At 67.1% G+C, this 22175-nt stretch carries 14 protein-coding genes and 1 pseudogene; 13 read left to right on the forward strand and 2 right to left on the reverse strand.

Going from position 1 to position 22175, the window contains the following annotated elements; genetic code table 11:
* Positions 1 to 5 precede the first annotated feature (5 nt).
* The 6 genes and pseudogenes from FXN61_RS08935 to FXN61_RS08960 all read left to right on the forward strand — a co-directional run bounded on the left by FXN61_RS08935 (position 6) and on the right by FXN61_RS08960 (position 6833).
* Positions 6 to 902, forward strand: coding sequence for a 4-hydroxybenzoate octaprenyltransferase (locus FXN61_RS08935; protein ID WP_167972115.1), 897 nt, complete (start codon positions 6 to 8; stop codon positions 900 to 902).
* A complete protein-coding gene (locus FXN61_RS08940) occupies positions 899 to 1729 on the forward strand; it encodes an arylamine N-acetyltransferase family protein (RefSeq protein ID WP_167972117.1) in 831 nt (276 codons plus the stop codon). The genes FXN61_RS08935 and FXN61_RS08940 overlap by 4 nt, the downstream gene beginning before the upstream one ends.
* A pseudogene (locus FXN61_RS08945) lies at positions 1726 to 3585 on the forward strand (chorismate-binding protein); the annotation flags it as partial. The gene FXN61_RS08940 and the pseudogene FXN61_RS08945, both read left to right, overlap by 4 nt.
* Before the next feature lie 175 nt (positions 3586 to 3760).
* The gene (locus tag FXN61_RS08950; RefSeq protein ID WP_223165352.1) at positions 3761 to 4528 is read left to right on the forward strand and encodes an aminotransferase class IV; all 768 of its coding nucleotides are present in this window, start codon (positions 3761 to 3763) and stop codon (positions 4526 to 4528) included.
* 13 nt (positions 4529 to 4541) lie between these two features.
* Positions 4542 to 5486 carry an AurF N-oxygenase family protein gene (locus FXN61_RS08955; RefSeq protein WP_167972120.1) on the forward strand — a complete coding sequence of 315 codons (945 nt, stop codon included), beginning with the start codon at positions 4542 to 4544 and terminating at the stop codon, positions 5484 to 5486.
* 33 nt (positions 5487 to 5519) lie between these two features.
* On the forward strand, positions 5520 to 6833 hold the full coding sequence (locus FXN61_RS08960) for a 3-deoxy-7-phosphoheptulonate synthase class II (RefSeq protein WP_167972122.1): 1314 nt from the start codon (positions 5520 to 5522) through the stop codon (positions 6831 to 6833).
* Between the two features lie 50 nt (positions 6834 to 6883).
* Here the strand turns inward: FXN61_RS08960 and FXN61_RS08965 are convergent, their stop codons facing one another.
* Complete coding sequence (locus FXN61_RS08965; protein WP_167972124.1) at positions 6884 to 8545, reverse strand: carbamoyltransferase N-terminal domain-containing protein; 1662 nt, start codon at positions 8543 to 8545, stop codon at positions 6884 to 6886.
* Between the two features lie 95 nt (positions 8546 to 8640).
* A complete protein-coding gene (locus tag FXN61_RS08970; RefSeq protein WP_167972126.1) occupies positions 8641 to 9876 on the reverse strand; it encodes a cytochrome P450 family protein in 1236 nt (411 codons plus the stop codon).
* 247 nt (positions 9877 to 10123) lie between these two features.
* On the opposite strand from FXN61_RS08970, the gene car reads away from it, so the two are divergent.
* The 7 genes from car to FXN61_RS55180 all read left to right on the forward strand — a co-directional run bounded on the left by car (position 10124) and on the right by FXN61_RS55180 (position 21955).
* Complete coding sequence (gene car / locus FXN61_RS08975) at positions 10124 to 13516, forward strand: carboxylic acid reductase (RefSeq protein WP_281360378.1); 3393 nt, start codon at positions 10124 to 10126, stop codon at positions 13514 to 13516.
* Positions 13517 to 13834: 318 nt separating this feature from the next.
* Positions 13835 to 15262 (forward strand): GMC family oxidoreductase, encoded by a 1428-nt coding sequence (locus FXN61_RS08980; RefSeq protein WP_223165354.1) that lies wholly within the window; start codon positions 13835 to 13837, stop codon positions 15260 to 15262.
* A gap of 1279 nt (positions 15263 to 16541) precedes the next feature.
* On the forward strand, positions 16542 to 16763 hold the full coding sequence (locus FXN61_RS08985; RefSeq protein WP_167972130.1) for a hypothetical protein: 222 nt from the start codon (positions 16542 to 16544) through the stop codon (positions 16761 to 16763).
* 420 nt (positions 16764 to 17183) lie between these two features.
* Positions 17184 to 18602 (forward strand): M20/M25/M40 family metallo-hydrolase, encoded by a 1419-nt coding sequence (locus tag FXN61_RS08990; RefSeq protein ID WP_167972132.1) that lies wholly within the window; start codon positions 17184 to 17186, stop codon positions 18600 to 18602.
* Entirely contained in the window at positions 18599 to 20368 is a 1770-nt protein-coding gene (locus FXN61_RS08995) for a PLP-dependent aminotransferase family protein (protein ID WP_167972134.1), read from the forward strand. Before FXN61_RS08990 ends, FXN61_RS08995 begins: the two co-directional genes overlap by 4 nt.
* Before the next feature lie 375 nt (positions 20369 to 20743).
* A complete protein-coding gene (locus tag FXN61_RS09000) occupies positions 20744 to 21448 on the forward strand; it encodes an LLM class flavin-dependent oxidoreductase (RefSeq protein WP_167972136.1) in 705 nt (234 codons plus the stop codon).
* Positions 21449 to 21496: 48 nt separating this feature from the next.
* The gene (locus tag FXN61_RS55180) at positions 21497 to 21955 is read left to right on the forward strand and encodes a DUF5709 domain-containing protein (RefSeq protein ID WP_167972139.1); all 459 of its coding nucleotides are present in this window, start codon (positions 21497 to 21499) and stop codon (positions 21953 to 21955) included.
* The last annotated feature ends 220 nt before the right edge of the window (positions 21956 to 22175 follow it).

The following is a 22175-nucleotide window of genomic DNA, read 5'->3' on the forward strand; positions in this document are numbered from 1 at the left end:
ACCTGATGCTGCACAAGATATCCGCGGGCGTCGTCACGAAGAGCCCGGACTCGATCCGGTCGTATCTGCTGTTGATGCGACTGGACCGGCCGACGGGCTACATCCTCTACCTGCTTCCAGGACTCTGGGCCGTCGTCTTCGCCTCCGGGGGACGGCCGAACCTGCTCGCGGTGGCGGCCGTCGCCGTCGCCGCGGTGCTGATCCGCGGTTTCGCCTGCGCGACCAACGACGTGATCGACAAGGAGATCGACGCCCGCGTCGCCCGCACCGTGTCGCGTCCTGTCGCGTCGGGGAAGGTCAGCGTCCGGAACGCGAACCTGTGGGCCGCCGCGCAGGCTCTGGTCGCACTGCTGGTCCTCGCGGTGGCGAACGTCGAGACGGCTCTGGTCGCCCTGGCCACGTACCCGTTGATCGTCGCGTACCCGTTCATGAAGCGCTTCTTCTTCTGGCCCTCGGGGTTCCTCGGGCTGGTGATGAGCACCTACGTGTTCGTCGGATGGACGGCGGCGACCGGGAACGCCGACTACCCACCCGCGGTGTACGGCCTGTACGCCGCAGGGACTTTCTGGGCCATGGTCCACGACGCGATCTACTCCCATCAGGACAAGGAGTACGACCGGAAAATCGGCGTCCGGTCTTCGGCGTTGCTGTTCGGCGGGGCCACCAAGGCGTGGCTGTCGGTCTTCGTCGTGCTCAGCGTCGCCGGCGTGCTGTGGGCCGGTTCCCTGACGCCGATCGGGTGGGCGTTCTACGTGATCGTCGTGCTCGCGGGAACCTACCTGTCCTACCTGCTCTTCCGGGTGGACCTGGACAACCCCAAGTCGTGCTGGGACGCCTTCGTCGCCAACACCTACTACGGCTGGATCGTTCTCGCCGCCGTGATCGCCGGGCAGTTCACATGAGCGATTCGATGTGGCAAGGCGGTGGCGTCGACCTGGACGCCTACCTGACCCGCGTGGGCTACGAGGGCGACGTGGCCGCGGACCTCTTCACGCTGCGGGGCCTGCACACCGCCCACGTCGATGCGATCGCCTTCGACAACCTCGACGCGCTGCTCGGGCGCACGGCGGTGCCGCTGGACCTGGACAGCGTCCAGGAGAAGATCGTGCGGCGGGGCCGCGGAGGCTGGTGCCTGGAACAGGTCGTGCTGATGGCGGCCGTGCTGGACCGCATCGGGTTCACGTTCACGGCGTTCGCCGGCAGGACGCGGATCCGCACCGGGAGCAGGTTCGGGCCGGCCCTGCACGTGGCCCTGTGCGTGGAGCTGGACGGCGAACTCTGGCTCCACGACGTGAGTTTCGGCGCCTTCGGGCCGCACGAGCCGATCCAGCTCGCGGAGAACGCGCGGCTGGACGGCGACTGGTCGTTCGATCTCGTGCGCGAGCCGAGCGGTGAACACGTGCTGCGGTTCCTGCGGCCGGAGGGACCGGCGGAGCTCTACGGCTTCACCACGGACGTGCGCTATCCATCGGACTTCGAGCTTCTCAACCACTTCTGCCTCACGCATCCGCGCTCGCCGTTCAACCACCGGATGATCCTCCAGCGCACGCAGCCTGAGGTGAGGCACCTCCTCGCCGGCACCGTGCTCACCGAGATCCGGCCGGGGGAGCCGGCGACGGTCCGCGAGCTCGACGAGGCCGAGACGCTGTCCGCTCCCGAGGAGATCTTCGGGATCACCTTGGAGCCAGGCGACATCCAGGTCCTCAGGAAGACCTTGGCGGGCCCATGACGCGTACATTGCTGGTGGACAACTACGACTCGTACACCTTCAACCTGTACCAGCTGATCGCCGAGATCAACGGCCAGGAGCCGGTCGTCGTGGTGAACGACGATCCGGCACTGCTCGACCTGTGGCTGGAGAACTTCGACAACATCGTCGTCTCGCCCGGCCCCGGTCGACCGCAGAGCTCCCGCGACATCGGCCTCGTCGGGGAACTGTTGCGCCGCACCACGTTGCCGGTGCTGGGTGTTTGTCTCGGCCATCAGATCATCGGGCACCTGGCGGGCGCGACCGTGTCCGCCGCGCCCGAGCCACGGCACGGGCACCTCGCCAAGGTCTCCCACGAGGGAGATCCGTTGTTCGCCGGGGTTCCTCGTGAGTTCGTCGCGGTGCGGTACCACTCGCTCGGCGTGCAGGAGCCTCTGCCGGAGGAGCTCGTCCCGATCGCGTGGGCGGACGACGGCGTGTTGATGGCGTTGCGGCACCGGGACTTGCCGCAGTGGGGGGTGCAGTTCCACCCCGAGTCGGTCGCCTCCGGGTACGGCAGGGAGATCCTGCGGAACTTCGCCGAGCTGACCCGCCAGGCCCACGGGTCTGGATCCAGCGCGCTCGGACTCATCAGCACCGTCGTCCCGACCGCTGCCGATGCCGAGTCCATCTTCCTGGAGCTGTTCGACGACAACCCCTGCTGCTTCTGGCTCGACAGCAGCCGGGTCGAGAAAGGACTGTCCCGGTTCTCGTTCCTGGGCGACACGTCCGGGCCGCTCAGCGAGATCGTGACGTACCGCACCGGCAGCGGGGTGGTGGAGGTGCGCGACGCCGACGGGGTCCGCGACGTCCCCGGCAGCGTGTTCGACTTCCTGGAGCAGCGGCTGCGCGAGCGGCGGATCCCCGACACGACCCTGCCGTTCAACCTGACCGGTGGGTACGTCGGCTACTTCGGGTACGAGCTCAAGGCGGAATGCGGTGCCGCGGTCCGCCACAGCGCCCAAACTCCGGATGCCGCCTGGATGTTCGCCGACCGGATCGTCGCGGTCGACCACCAGGAAGGGCTGACCTACCTGGTCGCCGTGCACGACGAGGAGACCCGGCGCGACGCTCAGGAGTGGGTGGACCGGACGGCGACCGTCCTCAGTGGACTGCGCCCGGCTGCCGACGAGCCCGCGGGCGAACCGTGCGCGCTTCCTGACGCCGAGGAGTACCTGGTCCGCGACCGGGACCAGTACCTGGCGGACATCGCGGAGTGCCAACGGCAGCTGCGCCTGGGCGAGAGCTACGAGATCTGCCTGACCAACAACCTGCACCTGCCGTTCCACGACGACGACACCACGTTCTACCGGCGGTTGCGCCGGGCGAACCCGGCGCCGTACGCCGCGTTGCTGCGCCTCGGCGACGTCACGGTCTTCTGCTCGTCGCCGGAGCGGTTCCTGCGCATCGAGCGGGACCGCACGGTCACCAGCAAGCCGATCAAGGGCACCGCACCCCGCGACGCCGATCCCGTGCGCGACGCCGAGATCGCCGCCACCCTCGCCTCGAGCGCCAAGACGCAGGCCGAGAACCTGATGATCGTCGACCTGCTGCGCAACGACCTGGGCCGGGTGTGCGAGGTGGGCAGCATCGACGTCGATCCGTACCTGGCCGTCGAGAGCTACCAGACCGTGCACCAGCTGGTCTCCACGGTCCACGGCCGGCTCAAGGACGGGGTCAGCGCGATGGACTGCCTCCGGCAGTGCTTCCCCGGCGGCTCGATGACCGGGGCGCCGAAGCTGCGCACCATGGAGATCATCGACGGCCTGGAGACGGAGGCCAGGGGCGTGTACTCCGGCACCCTCGGCTACTTCGGCCTCTCCGGCGGCACCGACCTGAACATCGTGATCCGCACCGCGGTCCGCGTCGGTGACCGGTTGACGATCGGTGCGGGCGGGCGATCGTGCTCGACTCCGACGCCCAGGAGGAGTACGAGGAGATGCTGCTCAAGGCGGCGGCGTCGCTGCGCGCCTGGCGTGCGCCAGCAGTGTCGGACGCGGGCGGCTCGCAGCGATGAGCGACAACGGCATTCGGTGGTGGGACGACGACGGGTGGTCGCCGTCCGACACGACCGGGACGGTGCGGGTCATCGACTCGTGGCTCGTGGACGAGGGGCGAGTGCGGGGATTCGGCCTGCACGCCCGGCGCTTTGCCGAAGCCTGCTCCCGGTTCTCCGGACCGGGAACGGACGGGTTCCTGCGCGCGGTCGCCGAGTCGTTGCCCGCGCGGGGCCGGTGGTTTCCCCGCGTCGAGCTCGTGGAGACCGGTTCTCGGACGCGACTGCGGCTGTGGCTGCGTCCCGCGCCCCCGCGCACCAGGACCGTTCGGTTGTGGAACTCGGGCCCCGACCGCCGAAGCCTGCCCGCCGTCAAGGGCGTCGACCTGGACCACCTGACCGCCCTGCGCGCCGCCGCGGTCGCGGCAGGAGCCGACGAGGCGTTGCTGCTCTCGCCCGAAGGACACGTGCTCGAAGGATCCACGACGAGCATCGTCTGGTGGCGCGGTGACACGCTGTGCGGTCCGCCGCCCGGACCCGGCCTGCTCCCCGGGATCACCCGTGCCCTGCTCGGGGAGCTGGCCGGGCAGCCGGTCGCCGGAGAGTCCGCCACCCCGGCAGAGCTGGCTGACGTTCCTGTGTGGACGGTCAACGCCCTGCACGGCATCCGGCCGGTCACCGAGGGGCTGGGCCGGTTCCTCGAAGACGACGCGGCGCTGGCCGAGCGCTGGCAGGCGCGCCTGGAGCAGCTCGCCGTTCCCGTCGTCCCCGCGCTGAACACCTGAAGGAGGTTTCCCGATGCCCGGCACCGCGGCACGTGAAGAGTCCGAGTATGAACGCGACCTGCTGGTCCAGCTGACCCGTCGCTGGGGCAAGCGGGTGGCCGTCAAGAAGGACGAGCTCGACCTGGACGGTCACTTCGACGCAGGCCTGCCGGACTTCCCGGAACACCTCGTCCCGGTGCTGCACCTGCCGGGCGCCGAGCGGCTCGACCGGGACGCCCGCGAGCGCATCCTGTCCGCGGCGTGGATCGCCTACAACGCCAAGACTGCGGCCATCGAGGACGAGATCATCCTGCCGGCCTGCCGGTTGATGCTCCAGGAGCGGATCCCCGTCCGCCGTGACGACGTCGCCGTGGACGCGCTGCACCAGACGATCATCGACGAGCACTACCACATCCTGATGTGTCACAACGCCGTCGGCGTCACCCGCCGCCGGCGCGACATGGCCGGCGTGCGGTTCGCGCCGGACGCGTGGTCGGTGGTCCAGGGCAGGGCCGCGGCCAGGGCCGGGCTGTCCGGATTCGACCGCGACATCGTCGACATCGCGTTCTCCCTGGCCGCCGAGACGACGATCAGCGGGTTCCTCTCCGCGCTCTCCACCGCCCAGGAGATCCAGCCGATGAACCGGATCACCACCGATCTGCACCGGCGGGACGAGAGCGGCCACGCGGTGGTGTTCCGCGAGTTGTGCGGGTCGCTCTACCGGAACCTGGACAGTGCGCAGCAGCAGATGTTCCGCGAGGCGCTCGTCGACGGCCTGACCGCGTTCCGTTCCGCCGACCTGGAGCCGTGGGTGAGTGTTGCGGCCCAAGGCGGCTTCGAGGTCGGCGTCGACCAGCTGGGCGAGTGGGCCGCGTCCCGTCCCGCACCCGCGCGCGACACCGGACCGTTGCAGCTGCTGCTCGACGACCTGGGCATCAGCCACGACCTCGTCGAGACGGTCCAGGTGAACCGGCCCTGACCGCCCTGCCCAGCCACGTGATCGTGAGGCCAGATGAGCGACGGCACAGTCGAAACGGTCCCGGACTGGCGGACGCTCGTCGCCCACCAGCGACCGGAGTGGCCCGACCAGGTCAGGCTCGACGAGGTGGTGGCCGACCTGGCGGCCTCGCCCTCGCTGGTCACACCCCAGGAATGCGACACGCTCACCGCACGCCTCGCCCAGGTCGCAGAGGGCAAAGCGTTCCTGCTGCAGGGCGGTGACTGCGCCGAACGTCTCGACAACCTCTCGACGCAGGCGATCCAACGCAAACTGCGCCTGCTGCAGCAGATGTCCGTGATCCTCACGTCCGCCTCGGCGCTCCCGGTGGTCACCGTGGGCCGGATCGCCGGCCAGTACGCCAAGCCCCGGTCCTGGCCGACCGAGACCGTCGACGGGCGCACGCTGCCGGTGTACCGGGGCGACGCGGTGAACGGCATCGGCTTCACCCAGGCGGAACGGCAGCCCGATCCGGCCCGGCTGCGTCGCGTGTACGACGCTTCACGGTACACATTGGACGTTCTGCGCGCCCACACCTACGACCTGCACCAGCTGCGCGAACGGAACCAGGACTTCGTCGCCCGCTCGCCGGCCGGCGTTGGCTGCGGCCGGCTCGTCAGGCGGATCGGCCGGTCAATGTCCTCAATGGACGCCAGAGGCGGCGCGAGCGGCGCGGAGTTGTTCGCGAGCCACGAGGGACTCCTGCTCGACTACGAGGAAGCGCTGACCCGCCACGACCGGGGCTCCGGCCGGCGATACGCGGGCAGCGGCCACATGCTGTGGATCGGTGACCGCACCAGACAGCTCGACGGCGCCCACGTCGCCTACTTCGCGACCATCGACAACCCCATCGCGGTGAAGCTGGGCCCGGCCACCACGCCCGAGCACGCGCTGGCCCTGATCGACCGCCTCGACCCCGACCGCCGGCCGGGCAGGCTGACGTTCATCGTGCGCATGGGAGCCCGCCGGGTACGGGACCTGCTGCCGGAGCTCGTGGAAAAGGTCAACGCCTCAGGAGCGCCGGTGGTGTGGGTGAGCGATCCCATGCACGCCAACACCTTCCAAGCGCCCAGCCGGCACAAGACGCGGCGTTTCGACGACGTCCTCGCCGAGGTCGCCGGCTTCCTCGAGGTGCACAAGGCGCTCGGCACCCACGCCGGCGGCCTGCACGTGGAGCTGACCGGTGAAGACGTGACCGAGTGCATCGGCGGCAGTGCCGAACTGGGTTTCGAGGACCTGCACCGCAACTACGAGTCGGCGTGCGACCCGCGTCTCAACGCCGACCAGGCACTCGAGCTGGCCTTTTTGGTCGCCGAGATGCTTGGCTGAAACGGGCAAGGCACCTGCCCGGTGCCTTGCCCGTTTCAGCAAGGGAGCGATCATCCCGCGTCGGGGTTCGTGTACAGCGTCCCCTCCGACCAGATGTAACGAGTCCCACCCCACCGGGCCGCCGACTCGACGTCGGGAAAGAAGCCCCGTCCCTCCAGGTTCGCGCTGGTGTTGCACAGCACGGGTATTCCGCTGATCTCCGCATAGGCGGTGAGGATGCGCACCGTGGCGGTGTCCTGAGTGGACGCGATGGTCTGGAGCCGGGCGGTGCCGTCCAGGTGCACGATCGCCGGGACGCGTTCGGCCCAGCCGGGCCGCATGCGGTGCTCGAAGATCATGTAGGGATCGGGCGTGCCGGGGTCGAAGACCTCCGGCGCGCGGTCCTCCAGGCAGATGGGCGCGACGGGCCGGTACTGGGCTCGGTTCTTGATGTCGTTGAGCCGGTCCTTCATCCGGGTGCTGGTCGCGGGCGCGATGATGCTGCGGTTGCCCAGAGCTCGCGGACCCAGCTCCGCTCGGCCGGACAGGACGACCACCGGTTCGTCCTCGGCGTGCAGGAGGGCGGCCAGCTGCCGCTCGTCGCAGGGTTGTGCGCGCCACCCGTCGGGGAGGGTGCCGGTGGTGATCCGCGGTCCGCTGTAGACGTTCCACTCCAGCGCCGTCCGGCCGCGCCGGAACATCTCACAGGCCGCTGTTCCGATCGCCGCCCCCGCGTCGTTGGGGAAGGGCGGGATGAAGACCTCCTGGAAGACCCCGCTGGCCCGGATCGCGGTGTTCCACTTGATGTTCAGCGCGCAGCCGCCGCCGAGCACCAGGTTGTGGCCGCCGTCCGGGAAGCGGCTCCGCACCGCCGAGGTGAGCCGCTCGAGCAGGTTGCGGCCGAGGTAGGCCTGATAGGTGGCGATGAGGTCCGCGTTGGACAAGCCCGGCATCAGCTCGTCCCGGTTCGCGGCGACCTTGTCTCCCAGCACCCCCACCCTGTCGACGGGAATGTCGCGGAGCTCGGCCATGAGGTCGTCGAAGACGGCGAAGGCGCCGGTCTCGACCCGGCCTTTGGCCGCGTAGGCCATGGCCTTTCCCGCGACGGAGAGGTGATGGCGGATGAACCGGTCCGACGAAATGTCGTCGGTGTCGGGCAGGTACGGTTCGAACCGGGCGCAGAAGGCCGCGAAGCTGCCTCCGAAGACGGGCATGAGGGCCTCGACGAAGGTCACCTCACGGGTCGCGGCCCGCACCCGGTAGAGGCGCGGTGTGATGAGGCCGTCCCAGACCAGGACGAACGCGTCTTCGCCCCTCGCGGCGAACGGGCTCGAGCAGTACGTGCCGATGAGATGGTTGGCGACGTGGGTGTAGCTGGCGTAGTCGTCGAAACCGTGGCCGCTGAAAGTGTGGCGTTGCAGCGGACCGTCGTCGCCAGGGCTCTCGAGGTACGGTGCGACTCGGAGCTGTACCGGCAGGCCGCCGGCGTTCACGTTGACGGCGAGCTTGCCCGCGGCGTCTTTCGTGTACCAGCCGTCGACCACGAACTGGTCGATGTCGGCGGGTGACAGACCCTCCGCGGCGAGGATCTCGGTCACGCGTTCCAGGTCTCCGAGAGAGCTGTAACGTTCGCCGTTCTGCAGCTTCTCGATCTCGTAACTGAAGAGAAGACGACCGTCCTCGATGACGGCAACCCCGCCGTCGTGTGATGCCTTGATCCCGCATATGCGCATTGGTCAGCCGCACCTTTCTGGTCGTACAGCAGCCTGGAATCTGGAACGCCAAAAACGGGTTGGTGACGCGGTGTTCCGGAAATGTGAGAAGGTGTCTAGCGGTGGTTCAGCCGTACCGGCAGTGAGTCGAGCCCGCGAATGATCGTGCTGTTGCGCCACCGCAGGTCCTCGGGGTCGACGGCGAGCCTCATGGCGGGGAACGCGTCGAGCAGGGCGCCGAACGCCATCTGCACCTCCACCCTGGCCAGCGGCGCCCCGAGGCAGTGGTGGATGCCATGTCCGAAGGCCAGATGGCCGGCGGCGGGCCGGAGGACGTCCAGCGCGTGCGGATCACCGAAGCGCTGGGGGTCACGGTTGGCGGAGGCGATCGCCAGCAGCACGAAGTCACCGGCCGGGATCTCGACGTCACCGATGCTCACCGACTCCGTCGCACATCGGAAGGTGGCGTGCTTCAGCGGGCTCTCCAGCCTCAGGAACTCCTCGACCGCGCCGGGGAGGAGGGTTCGGTCCTCGCGCAGCGCCTCCCATTGGTCCAGGTTCCGCATCAGGTGGAGCGTGCCGTTGCCGAGGGCGTTGAGGGTGGTCTCGAAACCGGCGATGAACAGCAGGTAGGCCGTCGAGACCAGTTCGGTCTCGGTCAGCCGGTCGTCGACGTCGTGCGCCGAGATCAGGGCGGTGAGCACGTCGTCGGTGGTCATGCGGCGTTTGCGCTCGATCAGTTCGCCGAGGTACTCGGCCACCGCGGTCGCGGCGGCGGCGGCCTCGTCCGGGGAGTTGCCGGAGACGAGCGCCTTGGACCAGGACTTGAAGTTGCCCTGCTCCTCGACAGGTACGCCCAGCAGCAGGCAGATCACCCGAATCGGCAGCGGAAACGCGAAGGCGTCCAGCAGGTCCACCGTGTCGTGGTCCGCGAGGGCGTCGACCAGTTCGTCGGTGATCTTCTGGATCTGCGGCCGGAGCGCTTGGATGGCGCGGCTGGTGAAGGCCTTGCTCACTAGCTTGCGCAGCCTGGTGTGGTCCGGTGGGTCGGTGTGCATCATGTGGCTGGCCAGGACCGAGGAGAAACCGCCGCGCTTGGTGCGGTCCGGCTCCTTCTGCGCGAACAGCCCGTCGATCCTGTTCAGGTCGGTGCTCAGCCGGGGATCCGCCAGTGCGGAGCGCACAGCCTCGTATCCGGTGATGAGCCAGACCGGCAGTCCGCCGCACAGGGGGACTCCAGGAGGCATCATCACCCGGTGCGCCGAGCCTTCGGTGCTGAGCTTCGCATACACCGAGTACGGGTCCTGCACGAACGCGTCGTCGAGTTCCAGAGGGGCGGAATCGTGGTCCATGGGCACATCCTCGGATTGCAGGCGTCCTCCTGGAATCACTATCAAGGACGACCGGCCATCGCAATGGTGGTTATCAAAAAGCCTAACTGCGGCCCGAAGTGCGTGACTGTCCGGTCAGCTGCTGCTACCGTCGCCCTGGTCTGACGATCGAATTGCTTGCGAGGAAAACCGGTCCACGTCGCGTTTTCGGCGCTGTTTCCATTTCCTGACGGCACAAGTCCGCCACCTGTGCGGCGCGGAGATCACATTGCGACTTGCGCAAGTAATGGCAAACGTCTTTGAGCGCTACGGGGAACGGCCCGCTGTCGGTGAGCGCGCGAGGGAGTTCGTGCGGGACGCCCGGACGGGGCGCGTGTCGGCCCGTCTGCTGCCCCGCTATGAAATGACCACGTACCGGCAGCTGTGGAGCCGCATCCGCGCGGTGGCGAGCGAATGGCACCACCACCCGCAGCGTCCTCTCGTCGCGGGCGATCGGGTGGCCCTCCTCGGCTTCACGAGCCGGGACCACGCGACACTGGACCTGGCGTGCGGCTATCTGGGCGCCGTCAGCGTTCCGTTGCAGACGGGTGCGTCGGCCGAGAATCTGACGTCCATCATGGCGGAGACCGAGCCGTTCCTCGTCGCCGCGAGCATCGAGCGTCTGGGCGCGGCGACCGAACTGGCCTTGCGCGCGCCTTCGGTCCAGCGGCTGGTGGTGTTCGACTACCACCCGCGCGCCGAGGACCAGGCGGAGCGGTTCGCCGCCGCCCGCAACAGCCTGGTCCAGGCCGGACGGGACGTGGACGTCGTCGCGCTGCCTGAGGTCCTCGACCGCGGCGCGGCCCTGCCCGACGCGCCGCCGCACATCCCCGGCGACGACGAGGACCCACTCACAAAGCTCGTGTACACCTCGGGGAGCACCGGAACGCCCAAGGGGGCGATCTACACCGAGCGGCTGGCCAGGGTGACGTGGGAGGACCGGGCGAACCGGACTCCCGACGCGGGCCTGATCACCGTCCACTACACGCCGCTGAGCCATTTCGCGGGCTACTTCACGCTGACGAACACACTGGCGCGCGGTGGCACCAGTTGTTTCACCGCCAGCAGCGACCTCTCGACGTTCTTCGAGGACGTCGCTCTCGTGCGGCCCACCGAGCTGTCCCTGGTTCCGCGTGTGTGCGAGATGCTCTACCAGCGTTACCAGAGCGAGCTGGACCGGTGGACCGTCGAAGGCGCCGACTCGGCGCGAGGCGCGACCGAGGTGCGCACGCGCCTCCGCGAGGACGTCCTCGGAGGGCGCGTCACATGGGCCACCTGTGGCTCCGCGCCGCTGTCGGCCACGCTGACCGAGTTCATCGAGTCACTCCTCGGCATCCCCCTGTACGACATGTACGGCTCCACGGAGGTCCCGGGCATCGCCGTCAACGGCGCCTTGATGTGCCCACCCGTGATCGACTACAAGCTGGCCGACGTGCCCGAGTTCGGCTACTTCCGCACCGATACGCCGCACCCGCGCGGCGAGTTGCGGTTGAAAGCAGACGGCATCCCCGGCTACTACAAGCAGCCCGAACTGACGGCGGATCTCTTCGACGAGGACGGTTACTACAAGACCGGCGACATTGTCGCGGAACTCGGTCCACGCCGCATCGCCGTCGTGGACCGCCTCAAGAGTGTCCTGAAGCTGTCCCAGGGCGAGTTCGTGGCTGTCGCCCGGCTGGAGTCCATCTTCGCCGCCGGCCCGTTGATGCGGCAGATCTTCGTCTACGGCAACAGCGAGCGCTCTTACCTGCTCGCTGTCGTCGTGCCCACCGCGGATGCCCTGGAGCGGTACGGGGATGACCGGGAACGTCTCGGACAACTGCTGACCGAATCGTTCCGGCAGATCGCGAAGGACGCCGGCCTGAACTCGTACGAGATCCCACGTGGCCTGCTGCTCGAGACCGAGCCGTTCAGTCAGGCCAACGGCCTGCTGTCGGACCAACGCAAGTTGCTGTGGCCCAAGCTCGTGGAGCGTTACGGCGAGCGACTGGAACAGCTGTACGCCGAGATCTCGGCCCGCGAGACCCAGGAGTTGCTCGACCTGCGTCGCACAGGCAGCGACCAGCCGGTGCTGGAGACCGTCCAGCGGGCCGCGCGGGCGCTGCTGGCGGGCTCGACGGCCGAGGTGAGTCCCTCCGCGTACTTCCGCGACCTCGGCGGCGACTCACTGTCGGCGGTGTCGCTGTCGAACCTGTTGCACGACACCTTCGGCATCCGGGTACCGGTCGACGTCATCATCAGCCCCGCGCACGACCTGCGGCAGCTGGCCGCCTATATCGAGGCCAAGCGCACGGCCACCGCGACGCGGCCCACCTTCGCGTCGGTGCACGGCGAGGACGTCACCGAGGTGCACGCCGAAGACCTTGCCCTGGAACGGTTTGTCGACGCGAGAACATTGGACGGCGCCCGCCGCCTCTCGCGCCCTGCCGGGGAGCCTCGCCGCGTTCTGCTGACCGGCGCGAGCGGCTACCTGGGGCGCTTCCTCGCCCTGGAGTGGCTCCAGCGGTTGGCGCCTGCCGGCGGCAAGCTGATCGTCGTGGTCCGCGCCGAGAACCCGGACGCCGCCCGGCAGCGTCTGGCCGACGCCTTCGGCAGCGACGACCCCGAACTGACTCGTACTTTCGAGAAGCTTGCCGCGGAGCACCTGGAAGTGCTGGCAGGAGACATCTCCGAGCGCGGACTGGGCCTGGACGACACGACGTGGGACCGGCTGACCGGTGAGGTGGACCTGATCGTCCACGCGGGCGCCCTGGTGAACCACGTGCTGTCATACCGACATCTGTTCGATGCCAACGTCCTTGGAACCGCGGAGCTCATCCGCCTGTCCCTGACCACCCGGCTCAAGCCGATCACGTACATCTCCAGCGTGGCGGTGTCCAGATCGCGGAAGGGGCAGCCTCTCGACGAGGACTCCGACGTGCGCACCGCGCTGCCGGTCCAGCCTGTCGACAACGGGTACGCCGGCGGGTACACGACGAGCAAGTGGGCAGGGGAGGTGCTGCTGCGGGAGGCGCACGACCTGTGCGGCCTGCCGGTGACGGTGTTCCGCTCCACCATGATCCTCGCGCACAGCAAGTACGCCGGGCAGCTGAACGTGCACGACATGTTCAGCCGGCTGATGTTCAGTCTCCTTGCGACGGGCGTGGCACCGCACTCCTTCTACCGGACCGACGGCGGCGAGGGGTCGCGGGCCCACTACGACGGCCTGCCCGTCGACTTCACCGCGGCGTCGGTCGGCACGCTGGGACGGAGCACCTCCGGGTACCGGACCTTCAGCCTCACGAACCCGCACGACGACGGAATCTCACTCGACACGTTCGTGGGGTGGCTCGTCGAAGACGGCCACGGCATCGAGCGGATCGCGGGCTACGGTGACTGGCTCGTCCGCGTCGAAGCCGCCCTGCGCACTCTGCCCGAGGCTCAGCGGCAGTACTCGATCCTCCCGCTGCTGCACGGCTTCCAGGAACCGGAAAAGGCGGTGCCCGGTTCGGACGTCCCGTCGGCCCGTTTCCGGGAGGCCGTCCAGGAGACCGGCATCGGACCGGCCCGGGATGTCCCGCACCTGTCCCGATCCCTCATCCGCAAGTACGCGACGGATCTGCGGCGCCTGATGACCGCCTGACCTTCACGCTTCGTCTTTCCGGCCGAGCCCTGGGATACCGCAGGGCGAAATCGCAGTGCCGCGACGTGCTACAGCGGCCTGCTTTATCTGCTACACGCTGAGCTGTCCGACAGCAGCGCGAACGCCGCGGCCACCGCCGTCGCACCAGACGCACGCGCCGCAGTCACTGCCGCATCCATCAATTGTCGTAGATGCTGATGACGGTGTTCAATCGCCAGCAACAACCATGCACCGTGCACGAGGTCGTTACAGCACAACGCGCAGCAGGTCGGTATTGTGTTGTGGACCGCAATGCGGGAGCGCTGTAATCTTGCGAACGTGAGTGATTACGACTACATCGTAGTGGGCGGTGGGAGCGCAGGTTGCGTGGTCGCTGCTCGCCTGGCCGAGAACGCAAACGTCAGCGTACTGTTACTGGAGGCGGGGAGTGCGTCTCCGTCGACCACCACGCCGAACAATTGGCTATCACTTTTGGGCACCGAAGCAGATTGGCAGGACACGACTCTGCTGGAGCCGGAACTGGGCAGAACTCTCGCCTGGCCACGCGGGAAAGCGCTGGGCGGCTCTTCCAGCATCAACGGAATGATTTTTGCTCGAGGACACCGAAGCAGTTACGACTGGGGCAAGGGCTGGGAGTTTGACGACTTGCTGCCATTTTTCCAGCGCAGCGAGCACGCTCCCACTCGCGATCCGGCCCTGCGCGGCGTCGGTGGCCCTCTGAAGGTCGCCCCAGCCGAGCAACAGCATCCGACAGCAGCAGCGTACGTGGATGCGGCCTCAGAGGCAGGATACCGGCGTGCGACGGACATCAGCGGAGGCTTGGAGGAGGGTGTCGGCTGGGTCGACTTGAACATCGTCGCAGGAATCAGGCAGAGCGCTGCCGACGCCTACCTGGGCTCACACACCAACCTCGATGTGGTGACGGATGCATTGGTCCAGCGTGTGGTGCTCGATGGACACAGAGCCACTGGCGTCGAATACACCCTTGGCGGACAGCAAATCCGCGCCGAAGCTGCCGAAGTGGTGCTTTGCGCGGGCACCATCGGAACTGCTCAATTGATGATGCTGAGCGGGATCGGTCCGGCCGACCACCTGCGTGACATGAACATCGATGTCGTCGCAGATCTGCCAGGTGTGGGCGAAAATCTGCACGATCATCCCCTCTCCTTCGTGATGTACACCAGTGCGCGACCAATACCGGTGGGCTCGAACAACAACGTCGAGGTGATCGGACTGCTGCGCAGCGATCCCGGACTGGGCGCTCCAGATCTACAATCTTGCCTATCGGCACCGACGGGGGAAGACCTCTACGTGATCGCGCTCTCTCTGATGACGCCGTACAGCCGTGGGCGACTCCGCTTGGCCGACCAAGGAATCGCGCTGGCTCCGCGTTACCTGACCGATGCGCGAGACTTGACCGCGATGGTAAATGGAATGCGGCTGATACGCGAGATTGGCGCAGCAAGCGCCCTCAAACCGTGGCGCGGGCAAGAAGTAGAGTCAGGCGGCGAGACTTATGTCAGAGCGGCCACGGGGCCATACTACCACTATGTCGGCACATGCAAGCTGGGTGTGGACGAGATGTCGGTGGTGGACCAAAATCTACGCGTACATGGCATTGAGGGCCTACGGATCGCAGACGCCTCAGTGATCCCGCAGATCCCGTCGGCCAATACTTACTCGACCGTGATTGCGATCGCGGAACGAGCCGCAAGCCTCATCAACGGAGCCGAAACAGTAGAGTGAACTGAAACTCCGAATTCAAACGCTGGCATCCAAACTCCTTGTGCTGTTTTGAGGTCGCAGTGAATCTCGGCTACCCCGTCCTGCGCGCGCCGGTTCGGACGGAACCCATACGAGCAGGCCTTGAAGTCCGCCTCGAAGATGGGTTCGAGCACCAACTTCAGCCTCGCCTGCACCACGCGGTCGGTGATCGTGGGAATCTCGAGCTTCCGGAACTTCCCCTTGGTCCCTTGGTCCCCTTGGGGATCATCACCTGCCACACCGCGACCAGACGGAACGCGTCCGACTTCAGTGCATCCCGGATCTGGCCCAGGAAAGCCTCGGTTCCCACTCAGGTCTCGACCAGGCCAGCGCTGACCTTGTCGATGCCTGAGGTCCGAGCGCCCGTGTTGGTCGTGACGCGCTCCCACGCGCATACCAGGAACGCCGGATCATGAACGAGGTTGAACAGATCACCAAACCGGTGACCTGCGGGGTGTCAGAACTCTGCGCAGAACCGTTCGGCTAAAGACGTTGAACTGCTGGTACTACGGTATGAAGTCGCTGTGCTGCGCCGGATCACTCCCCGCCTGCAGTTGGACTGGACCGACCGTGCGGTGCTCGCCGCGTCGGTGCGGCGACTATCCGACTGGTTGCGGAAACACCGGTTGGTGACACCAGGCACCGCCCTGCGATGGCACCAGCGCCTGGTCGCCAAGAACCGGAGATACCCGAACCAAACCGGGCGCCCGCCGGTCGACGACACAGTGGTGGCGTTGATCGAGCGGATGGCACGGGAGAACGCCACCCGTGGCCACCGCCGAATCCTGCGGGATTCCAGAAGTCGGCCATACGGTCTGACCTGCGCTTCAGGCTGCCGTGGGTTCGTACTCGTTGATCAGGCCGCCGAGGATCGGTCGACGGCGTACCGACGTGGAACTCGGCTCTGCGATCGGGTGTTCCGGTCGTGGTGGCGTGAGTTGTCGGGTTCGGTGAGGTCTGCGGTGGTTGTAGTGGGACGCGTACTGGTCCAGCACTGATCGCAGGTGGCGTTCGTTGATGTCGCCCACGCGAGTTCACTCCACGTAGCACGCCAGGATTCCACGTCGCAGCGATGGACGAGCGCATGCCAGAACGCGGCGACCTGACAATCAAGCGATTACTACCCTTAAGGCAAGGATAGCCAGAATCCGCTTTGCTCCGATTTGGACAGTCCACAGTGATGTCGCTGCCGCCGCACCGGCGCCGCCGCAAGCCACTCAGCCGCCAGCACCGACACTACCGACTGGAGTCCAGATCGGCGATGCACCGGTCACGCTCGCGATGGGGCCCGACCGGCAAGCCGCCCTCGACGCCTGAGGCCGAGCTCAGCAAGCTGGCAGAGCTGGCTCCAAAGGGAGAAGCCCTCTACAACCCGGCCTACGACAAGAGATTCGCGATCGTCAACGATCCCGACGAGCAGGCGGGCAGCCGTCCCGAGGTGACCGGCGAACGGCAGGTCGGCGAGCGCAGGAGTTCACTTTGACCGCCACGCTGACGGGCGCGCAGCGGAACGTCATGGACGGCCTGCGCGCATATGATCTCGGTGTGCTGGTCGCTCCACCGGGAGCGGCAAGCCCGTCATCACCTGCGCGCTGATCGCCGCCCACACGACTCCACAATCGTGCTCGTCGACCGCAAAGCCATTGCGACCTCGCCCCGGCCGTCCGGTATCGGGAGTGACAACGACGCCTGCGGTCTGTTGTCCGCCGGCCGAATCGCTATAGACCCGAACGGAATTCCAAGGCACGAAAGGCTTTCGGGTACCAGGTGGACGCGGATAGCGACCCGTTCGGCTGCGGCTCACTCGTCCGGTGGTTCCTCCGGGTGGTCTCGCGGCGGATTCCTTTCGGCCGCACGACTTCGGGGCACGCTCGGAGCAACCCCCGCGACCGAAGGGCACACGATGACCCACAACGTGATCGACCTCGGCAGCGACACCGACCTGGCCGAGGTCGTCGCCGGCCTCATGCCCGGCCTGTGGCGCGACCTCGCCGACCTGGTGCGCATCCCCAGTGTCTTCCCCTCGCCGGACGTCGCCAGGGCGCGCCAGGCGATCGTCAAGCTCTTCCGGGATGCGAACATCACCGAGGCGGTTGAACTTTCTCTTACTCACCAAGGAAAACCGATCACGCCGCTGGTGTACGCGGACAGAGCTGGACCGGAGAAATCGCCCACTGTTCTGCTGTACGCCCACTACGACGTGCAGCCCGCGAACAAGGCGCACTGGCACGTCACCGAACCGTTCACGCCGAAGGAAGTCCTCTCCGGTACGGACAAACGCCTCTACGGCCGGGGTGCGGCCGACGACAAGTCCGGCGTGATGCTGCACCTGGCCGTCGCACGGGCGTTCGGCGGCAAACTGCCCGTGCACCTCAAGCTGATGCTGGAGGGCGAGGAGGAGAACGGCACCGGCCTGCTGGAGGACTACCTGACCGCCCATCCGGGCGACCCGAGGTTCAAGGCTGACCTTGTCATCGTCGCTGACACCGGCAACGTCGCCCGTGGCAGGCCCACCGTCACATCGACCCTGCGCGGTGTCGTCACGGTCGACGTCACCGTGCACACCCTGCGCAAGACAATCCACAGTGGAATGTACGGCGGGCCGGTCCCCGACGCGTTCACGTGCCTCGTGCGCATGCTGTCCACACTGCACGACGCGAGCGGCGACGTCGCCGTCAAGGGCCTCGCCATCGACGACCTGCCGTGGCCGGCCGTGGACGAGACCCAGCTGCGCAAGGAGGCCGCGATGCTCGACGGCGTCCCGTTCGTCGGCACCGGCACCCTCGCGCAACGTCTCTACGGCAGGGCGTCGGTCAACGTCGTGGGCCTCGACGCGGGCCTGCCGCTGCCGGACAAGTCGGCGAACGTGTTGCGGGACAAGGCGTCCGCGCGGATCAGCATGCGCACCGCGCCGACCCAGAACCCTGCCGCCGCGCAAAGGGCGCTGATCGACCACCTGAAGGCGCATGCGCCGTGGGGCGTGCAGGTGGAGACGACACCTGGCATCACGGCGTACGGCTTCTCCGCCAACCCGAAGGGTTCCTACTTCCCGTTGGTGGAACAGGCGCTCAAAGCCGCTTACCCCGGCTCGACCAAGGTTGAACGGGCGGGCCAGGGCGGCTCGATCCCGCTCGTGCACGCGTTCCAGGTCGTCAACCCGAACGCGGACATCGTGTTGTGGGGCTGCGAGGAGCCGGTGTGCGGCATCCACGGCCCGGACGAGAGCGTCAGCCACGCCGAACTACAGGCGATGGCAACGGCGGAAGTCCTTCTGCTGGACCGGATCGGTAAGTCCGACCACCACAACGGAGGTGCAATGTGACGCAGCTCGAAGGCCGCGAGGAGCTCCAGGCGTTGGAGATGTTCTGGGAGGAAGTCTCCATCCCGATGCAGGACGTGTGGAACCCGATACCGCCCGCCGCACCCGACCCGAAGCAATTCGCCTTGGGCGAGCGGGGATTGAGCCCGGCGGCGCGGGTCAACGCGTTGAACACCCTGGCGGCCTACCTCGACCACAAGCGCGACCACATGCTCGGCTACCAGGTCACCGAGGACATGAACGGGTATCAGGAGGACCTGTCCAGGTTCCTCAAGCACCACCTGAACAACCTGGGCGACCCGTTCCAGGTCGGCGGCTACAAGGTCAACACCAAGGTCGTCGAACAGGCGGTTTTGAACTACTTCGCCAAACTGTGGCACGGCGAGCCGTACAACCAGACGAACAAGGAGTCCTGTTGGGGCTACGTGCTCAGCATGGGCTCGACCGAGGGCAACATGTACGCCCTGTGGAACGCCCGCGACTACCTCGCCGGCAGGTTGCTGATCATCGATGAGGAGACGTCGGGCACGCACACGTACGACCAGCCGGTGCCTGATCCGCACAACCCCAACGCCTACAAACCGGTCGTGTTCTACTCGGAGGACACGCATTACTCCTTCGCCAAGGCCGTCCGTGTGCTCGACCTGAGGACGTTCGGCGAGTATGGCCGTGAGCACGAGAGGGAGTACAAGAACCCGCTGGGCGGCTCTTGGCCGGACGAGGTGCCGTCCGAGCCCGGTCCGGACAACAAGCCGTCGACGTACGGCTCGGGCCGGATCGACATCGGCAAGCTCAAGGTCCTCGTGGACTACTTCGCGGGCAAGGGTCACCCGATCATCGTGAGTCTCAACTTCGGCAGCACTTTCAAGGGCGCGCTGGACGACGTGCAGAAAGTCTGCGACACCCTGCTGCCGGTGTTCGTCAAGCACAAGCTGCACGAGCGTGAGGTCACCTACACCAACGGCAAGAAGCACAAACGCCGCGGCTTCTGGATCCACGTGGACGGCGCGCTCGGCGCGGGCTACATCCCGTTCCTGCGCATGGCGGCCGACGAGGACAAGTACGAGTTCAAGCCGGACAGCGAGATCCCGAAGTTCGACTTCGGCATCAAGTCGAAGTCGGGCAACATCACCAAGGACATGGTGTCGTCGATCGCGCTCAGCGGCCACAAGTGGATGGGCGCGCCGTTCCCCACGGGCGTGTTCATGACGAAGGTCAAGTACCAGATGCAGCCGCCGGACAAGCCTGAGTACATCGGTTCGCTGGACACAACGTTCGCGGGTTCTCGCAACGGCTTCTCGCCGATCGTGCTGTGGGACCACCTGGCCAAGCACCCGCACGACCGGCAGGTCTCTCTGATCACCCATTCCCACCGGATGGCCGCGTACCTGGAGCAGCAGCTCACTCGGCTGGAGGAGTACTGGATCAAGAAGCACAACAAGGAGAAGGGCTTCCTCCAGGTAGCCCGCAGCCCGCTGGCGATCACTGTGCGGTTCCGCAAACCCAACGCGCGGATCGTAGCGAAGTGGTCGCTGTCGACGGTCACGATGCTGATGACACCGGGCAACCCGGAGACCAGGGCGGAGATAGCCCACGTCTTCCTGATGTCGTCGGCGACGCAGGACAAGATCGACGCGTTCATCGCCGACCTGCACGCCCCGGACGCGTTCAACCCGAACGTCAAGGAGCCGTTCGCAGCCCCGACCCAAACCTTCGACGGGATAACCCTCGAAGCGGTCAACCCCTTCGGCGACCGAGGCTTCGCGTAACGAGAACACCCATCTCAACCAGATGATCCGAAACCCGGCCCAGGACGGCGCCACAAGCGCGCAGTCCTGGGCCGCCCTTCATACCCAACGCGCCTTGCCTCCGGAAGTGGGACTGCGGGACGCGTCAGCACTGCCCGATGGTTGCGGGTCCGGTGAGCGTGACGGTGAGGCGTACGAGAGGAACCGGCGTTGACGTCCAACTTCCAAGTCGCCTTGTACAGCGGGGACACGATCACTCGAGCATGCTCTCAGCCTGGGAGAGATGCGCTGCCACGCTGCGGTGACGACTTTTCGAGCGGCACACCATGCCCGTTGTTCGCTAGGACGCGAGGTCACGGGCGAGGGCGCCCAGCAGTCGGCGCAACCCTCTACCGGATGTTCCCCAAGCTCGAGCACGACGTCGTCACGTGGAAAAGCGCCTTCCGGCCTGCCCCTGAACGAGTTCACCGCCACTCCACGCCCCTGGACGGCGTGCCGCCGTTCGTGTGGCACGGCGCCATCCGCAACCCCGACGTGGCCCGGCTGGCGGGTCGACACGGCGACGGGTTCTTCGCCAACCACATCTTCTGGCCGGCTAGTCACACCCGGCAGATGGTTTCGCTGTACCGGGGCGCGTTCGAACAGGCCGGTCACGGAACGGCCGAGCAGGCGATCGTCGGGCTCGGCGGTCAGGTCTTCGTCCGCGAACGCAGCCAGGACGCGGTGAACGAGCTCCGTCCCTACTTCGGCCACGCACCGGGGTACGGGCACGGGCCCTTGCTCGAGGACTTCATGGCCAGCACGCCCCTCACCGTTGGCAGCCCTCAGCAGATCATCGAGCGGACGTTGGCATTCCGCGAGTACGTTGGCGACTACCAACGCCAGCTCTTCCTCATCGACCACGCGGGGCTGCCACTGAAAACGGTGCTGGAACAACTCGACCTTCTCGGCGAGCACGTGATCCCGGTGCTGCGCAAGGAGTTCATGGTCAACCGGCCAGCGCACGTCCCTGACGAACGGACCCACCCACGAAGCACGCCGCCGACGCCACGCCGATCGGGTATCCGCCACGTTGGGTCGCCAGCCGAGGGTTGGCCTTGAGCAGATCCACCGGTGACCGAGGGAGGTACAAATGTGGAGGAGAGCGATGTGAACAACGACAGCGCGATCGACGGTGCGCAGTGGGACGTGGCCGAGGACGACGGGGTGCTCGACACCTCCGACACCCTGGACGATGATCGGGTAGCTGATCCGCTCGACACGGGAGTGGCGGCAGCGGACCGCTGGGCCGGCGCCAACAGCTTCGGCACAACGCCCGCCGAGGCACGGACCGGGGAATCCCTGGCGCAGCTGCTCGCCGCGGAGGAACCAGACGTCGACCCGTACGCAGAGGTGTCCGACGACGAAGATGAGCTCATCCGGCGCGGTTACGACCTGGAGCCGCGCGCAGGGAGGCTCGTCGCCTACGACAAGGGCTTCGGTGACGACGATGAGGCCGATGCGGTGGCGTGGGACGCTGGGATCGACGGCGGCGGCGCCAGCGCTGAAGAAGCCGCTATGCATCTGGTCGTCGACCCAGACGGATCAGGCGACGGCCCCCTGCGGTGAGTCGCATTGAACCGGCCGCTCTGTGGAACGCGGCTCATAGGTCACGACACTGCCAAGCGAGTGGCTGACCACCACCGGAGTCTCGGCGCAGGTGCAGCAACGACGCGTGAGATCGCCTTCGCACGGACAGACGGATGTAAGCCGAGCAGTCGAACATCCTGGCGCTGGGCGACGGCAGATTGCGGTATGGCCAGGCGAAGACCGCTCTGACCGCCGTGTT

It is taken from the genome of Lentzea indica, from assembly GCF_012184385.1.
In the GTDB taxonomy this organism is placed as follows: Bacteria; Actinomycetota; Actinomycetes; order Mycobacteriales; family Pseudonocardiaceae; genus Lentzea; species Lentzea indica.